This is a genomic window from Streptomyces sp. NPDC104581 (genome assembly GCF_055583685.1).
This window is the reverse complement of record NZ_JBVJNN010000092.1, coordinates 1-1,861: the sequence shown is the minus strand read 5'-3', so window position 1 is coordinate 1,861 and position 1,861 is coordinate 1. Positions and strand designations below refer to the sequence as shown.

The 1,861-nt window shown below is 70.0% G+C and carries 1 protein-coding gene; it reads left to right on the top strand.

The features are described 5' to 3' along the window. The coding region (locus ACZ61E_RS32535; protein ID WP_469704015.1) for a condensation domain-containing protein at positions 1-1,861 on the top strand (1,861 nt) is incomplete at both ends.

The following is a 1,861-nucleotide window of genomic DNA, read 5'->3' as shown; positions in this document are numbered from 1 at the left end:
TGGCTGCCGGACTTCATGGTCCCGTCGGTCTTCGTCGGCCTGGAGGAGTTCCCGCTCCTGCCCAACGGGAAGATCGACCGCAACGCACTCCCCGACCCCGACCCCGGCACCGGGCACACCGCCTACCGCGCCCCCACCGGACCCGCCGAGGAGTTGGTTGCCCGTATCTGGGGTGAACTGCTCGATGTCAGCGACATCGGCGCGGACGACGACTTCTTCGCGCTCGGCGGCCACTCACTCCTCGCCACCCGACTCACGCACCGGCTCGGAGCGGCCCTCGGCACACATGTCCCGCTGCACCTGGTCTTCGAACACCCCACACTCAGCGAACTCGCCACCTACCTGTCCGCCGACAGTGAGCAGCAGCAGGCACCGGCGATCGCCCCGCTGAACCGGGTCCCGGAGCCCGACGGAACCCTCATGCTGCCGGCGTCTCTCGGGCAGGAGCGGCTCTGGGTGCTGTGCGCCCTCGACCCACAGGCCAATCTCGCCTACCACATCAGGGGCGCCGTCCACATCGACGGAACCCTGGACGAGCACGCGCTGACCACCGCACTTCGCCACCTCGTGCTCCGCAACGAGGTCCTGCGTACCTCATTGCGTCAGATCGACGGCGAGGTTCGCCAAATCGTCAGCCCCGAGACCGAGTTGCCGCTGACCCGGATCACGACCGACGACTGGGAGTCGGTGGTCGACGCGGAGACCGAGCGGGCGTTCGACCTCACCACCGGCCCCCTCTGGCACGTCACGCTCGTCCGCGCCGCCCCCGAACACCATGTCCTCGTCGTCAGCCTGCACCACGCGATCTCCGACGGCTGGTCCCTGGATCTCGCGTTCCGCGAAGTCGCCGAGAGCTACGGCGCGCTCACCGCTGCCCCGGACACCGGTCCGCTCCCGCCCGCGACCGTTCAGTACGCCGAAGTGGCCTCCTGGCAGCGCGACACGGCATCCAAGGACGTGGAGTTCTGGCGGGCCCATCTGGCGGGCGCGCCATCGGCCGGCCTGCCCACCGACCGTCCCCGTCCCCCGCAGCAGACCTACTCCGGCGACGCGGTACCCCTGGCGCTGCCCCAGGAAGCACTCGGCGCCGCGGCCCGAGCGGCGGGAACCACCTCGTTCACCGTCCTCGCCACGGCCCTGGCCATCGTCCTGGCCAAGCTCACCGACCGGTACGACGTGACCATCGGCATCCCCGTCGCGGGCCGCGACCACCCGGAGACGGCAGAGGTCGTCGGCTATCTCGTCGACACCCTCCCGCTCCGTCTGCGGCACGACCCAGACGGCACACTCACCGAGGCCCTGCGAGCGACGCGCGAACTCATGGACGACATCCGCGCCCACCCGCAGCTGCCGCTGGAGGAGCTGATCCGGGAGCTGCGTCCGCACCGCGACCGCAGCCCCCTGTTCCAGGTGCTGCTGGCGGTCAACGGGACCCCGCCCCGGTACGAGCTGGCCGGCCTGGACGTGCGACAGGCTCCCGTTCCGTTCCGCACCACCCCCTACGACCTGGTTGTCCAGGCCGAGGAGCGCGACGGCCGTGTCACCGGCCATCTCGTCTTCAACACGGACCTGTTCGAGCGGTCCACCGCCCTGTTCGTCGCTGACCGGCTCGCCACGGTGGTCCACGCGCTTGTCGATGCTCCTGACCGGGAGTTGGCGGAGTTGGATGTGCGGTCGGTGGGGGAGCGGGAGCGGGTTGGTGTGCTGTCGGTGGGTGCGGCGGTGTCGGGTGTGGTGGCTGGTCGGGTGGAGGGTGTTTTCGAGGCGGTGGTTGATCGGTCTGGTGGTGGGGGTGTGGCGGTTGTTGGTGTGGGTGGGTCGTTGTCGTATGGGGAGTTGGAGGAGCGGTCGAATCGTCTGG